This window comes from Caballeronia arationis (assembly GCF_001544975.2).
Lineage (GTDB): Bacteria > Pseudomonadota > Gammaproteobacteria > Burkholderiales > Burkholderiaceae > Caballeronia > Caballeronia arationis.
This window is the reverse complement of record NZ_FCOG02000310.1, coordinates 1-3,279: the sequence shown is the minus strand read 5'-3', so window position 1 is coordinate 3,279 and position 3,279 is coordinate 1. Positions and strand designations below refer to the sequence as shown.

Annotated in this window: 2 protein-coding genes and 1 pseudogene; all 3 read right to left on the bottom strand. The window is 55.5% G+C overall.

Annotated features, from left to right (window positions below; genetic code table 11):
• Positions 1-87: 87 nt before the first annotated feature.
• Positions 88-389: pseudogene (locus tag AWB81_RS49255) on the bottom strand (helix-turn-helix domain-containing protein); the annotation flags it as partial.
• A 131-nt stretch (positions 390-520) separates the two neighbouring features.
• Entirely contained in the window at positions 521-2,152 is a 1,632-nt protein-coding gene (locus AWB81_RS41410; RefSeq protein ID WP_062644258.1) for a cation acetate symporter, read from the bottom strand.
• A gap of 23 nt (positions 2,153-2,175) precedes the next feature.
• Positions 2,176-2,484, bottom strand: coding sequence for a DUF485 domain-containing protein (locus AWB81_RS41405; protein WP_062644256.1), 309 nt, complete (start codon positions 2,482-2,484; stop codon positions 2,176-2,178).
• Between the last annotated feature and the right edge of the window lie 795 nt (positions 2,485-3,279).

Sequence of the window (3,279 nt, the reverse complement as noted above, 5' to 3'; positions counted from 1 at the left end):
TCTCCTCTCTGGCTAACAACACCAGATGAAACAATCCTTTACGCGACATCACATCGCACCATACGCTTGAGTGTGCCGATATCTGATGGGCGACGATTTCCAATCGAGCAGGGTGAGAACGACGCGCCAGCAGACGCCTTTCAGGCAAAGCTTGGTGGGACTGCGACCCGCGCTGCGGCTGCGGCGCTGAGCGCTTGAGACAGCACCGATGCGTAGCCAGCACGAGAGCTGTTTAGCGTCAGTTCACGGCTCACGGTCGCCGGCGAGCGCCCGAGTATTCGGACCACGGCCCGAATACTCACATCCTGTAGCCGCAGGTTTGCGATGGCGAGGCGTTCTTCAGATTGAAGCTGCTGTACGAAGTTTTGACGGGCATTGCGACACCATATACGAGATAGGTGTTGCACTTCGCTTTCGAGGCCGCCATACACGCGTGCCGATCGTTCTACTCCCTGGCGGCATAAGCAATCCTGTCTATACTCCGTCCGTTCGCCATCTTGCCCTCAACGCGACAAAACCCTCAATGGTCTGTAGTTGCCCTCGCCGCTCCGATGCCTGTCATCGAGCGGATGAACTGATCCGCGAAGCGTCCACGTTCGTCGTTGGCACGTGCCGATGTGTCCAATACCGACACAAGCCATGCGCTCGCGAATGCCAACGACATCGAGAACAGGGCCGGGTTTGCGTACGGAAAGATTGGGCTTTCATGGTTCAGCATACCCACCCATACGGTCGGCCCGAGCACCAAAAGGGCGATTGCGGACGTGAGGCCAACCAGACTCCCGGCTACTGCCCCACGGGTGGTCAGTCCCTTCCAGAACATTGAAAGGAACAGCACCGGGAAATTCACGGAAGCCGCGATTGCCAGAACCAGTCCTGACAAAAAAGCGATATTCTGCTTTTCGAACGCCACACCGAGCGCCATCGCCAGCAATCCAATCCCAAGGGTCGCGAACTTAGAAACCCGAATTTCTTCGCGCTCGGTTGCCCGTCCTTTGCGGATAACCGTCGCATACAAGTCGTGCGATACGGCCGATGCGCCAGCGAGCGCCAATCCGGCCACCACAGCAAGAATGGTCGCGAACGCAACGGCTGAGATAAAGCCGAGGAACAGATTGCCGCCGACGGCATTTGCAAGATGTACGGCGATCATGTTGCTGCCGCCAACAATCTTCCCAGTGGAATCATGGTATGCGGGGTCCGCGCCCACCATAACGATCGCTCCGAATCCCAGTATAAGAACGAGCAAATAAAAATATCCGATGAAGCCAGTTGCGTAAAACACGGACTTGCGGGCTTCCTTCGCGTTTGCGACCGTAAAGAAGCGCATCAAAATATGCGGGAGACCCGCGGTGCCAAATACCATCGCTATGCCTAAGGAGATAGCCTCGATCGGGTTAGAGAGAAGCCCGCCCGGTGACATAATTGCCGCTCCCTTAACATGGGCGTCCGTCGCCGCGGCAAACATCGCCTCAGGGCTGAATCCAAAGTGCATCATTACCATGAAGGCCATAAAAGATGCGCCGGACAGCAAAAGGATTGCTTTAATGATCTGCACCCATGTTGTCGCCAGCATTCCCCCAAAGGTCACATAAAGCACCATGAGCACGCCAACGACCACCACTGCCGACAGATAGCTAGTGCCGAACAGCAATTGAATGAGCTTGCCTGCGCCGACCATCTGCGCTACGAGATACATGATCGTAACCGTGAGGGTGCCGAAGGACGCCGCGACGCGCACCGGCGTTTGCGCTAACCGATATGACACCACGTCGGCGAAGGTGTATTTCCCGAGGTTGCGAAGCCGTTCCGCGATGATGAATAGTATTATTGGCCAACCTGCTACGACGCCAAGCGCATAGATCAAGCCGTCGAAGCCCTTATCGAATATCATCGCAGAGATACCGAGGAACGATGCCGCAGAGACCATGTCCCCTGCAATGGCCAGGCCGTTTTGGAAGCCACTAAGGCCGCCCCCGGCGGCATAGAAATCCGAGGCGGAGCGGGTTCGTCTAGCTGCCCATGTAGTGATAGCCAACGTTACAAGCACGAAGAGGACGAACATCCCAATCGCACTCCAGTTGAGAGGCGCCGAATCTACCGCTCCCTGAACCGCTAATGCAGCGTCGCTCAGCGTCAGCGCCGCCAACATGAAGAATAATGACCAGTTTTTTTTCACGACTGTGACTCCTTCAGCAGCTTTTCGTTGAGCGGATCGAGATCTGCATTAGCGCGGTAGACGTAAATTCCGGTCAGCACAAAGGCTATAACGATTATCGCGATGCCAACCGGAATTCCAACGGTCATTACTCCACCAAACATAGACGCGCCTAGCGTCTTTGGCGAGAAGGCCACAAGTAATACAAAACCGAAATAGAGGGCCAGCATCACTGCTGCCAATGACCAACTAAGACGAGTTTTCTTGACGACTAGAGTCTTAAAATCGGGATGCTTCTCGATTCTTTCCAGCACAGAAATGGCCATAAGAAATCCTAAGGTTAGGGCGGCGATGGCTTACGAAAACGCGGAGGTTGAGCGATGTGCGCAGACAGTGACACGGCTTATGGGCTTCGCGAATAGGCCCGCTGAGGCGAGACGCCTTTTGGACGGAATTCAGGAGATTTAACCCGTTAGCCCTGTTTGCAGCAGAAACATTTGACAGAACATAGGCGCAACGCCTCAATGCGATCACACCCAACGCCGTCAGAAAATCTACGACCATTCAATTTGCTCGTTGCACTACGAACGAATTCACCGATGATCGATGATTCTTATACCGACCGGTCGGTCGTGGAATGGAAAGCAGATTAAAGGCGATGGGCCGGGGCTGGCAAGCCAGTGTTTACCCGCCGCCATGGGCGTCGTCGAGGCCTGCGACGCGACGCGCCCCACAACGAAGGCGCGAGCAGCCTTCGCCAACGAACGTGGCCTCCAGCGATATCGAGGGAAGTGGTTGCGCAGCCAGCGGCTCCGCATACGGCGGCGCGCAAACGCATGGACCAACCACCCTGATGCGCGACTCAGTTGGTATCGAGGCGGACATGTCGTTCGCGGTGGCGACGCTAGGCGCGCGGTGTTATATAGACAGACGAATAAGTGAATTCCCGATCCTATCTTGGAAATGGATCGAGAGAGATAATTGATTAACCGGCCGGACGGTTAATTATATATACTCGCTCCAACGTTTGAGAGGAGCCCTTCGATGTACACCCAATCCCTTGATATCCCCGGCAACGTCCAGCCGATCGGCGTGCAAGCCGATACGAATGCCTCCCCCGA

Bases quoted from the DNA above. Each gene is read 5' to 3' on its own strand.
- AWB81_RS41410 (WP_062644258.1), bottom strand. From the start codon at position 2,152: ATGTTGGCGGCGCTGACGCTGAGCGACGCTGCATTAGCGGTTCAGGGA.
- AWB81_RS41405 (WP_062644256.1), bottom strand. From the start codon at position 2,484: ATGGCCATTTCTGTGCTGGAAAGAATCGAGAAGCATCCCGATTTTAAG.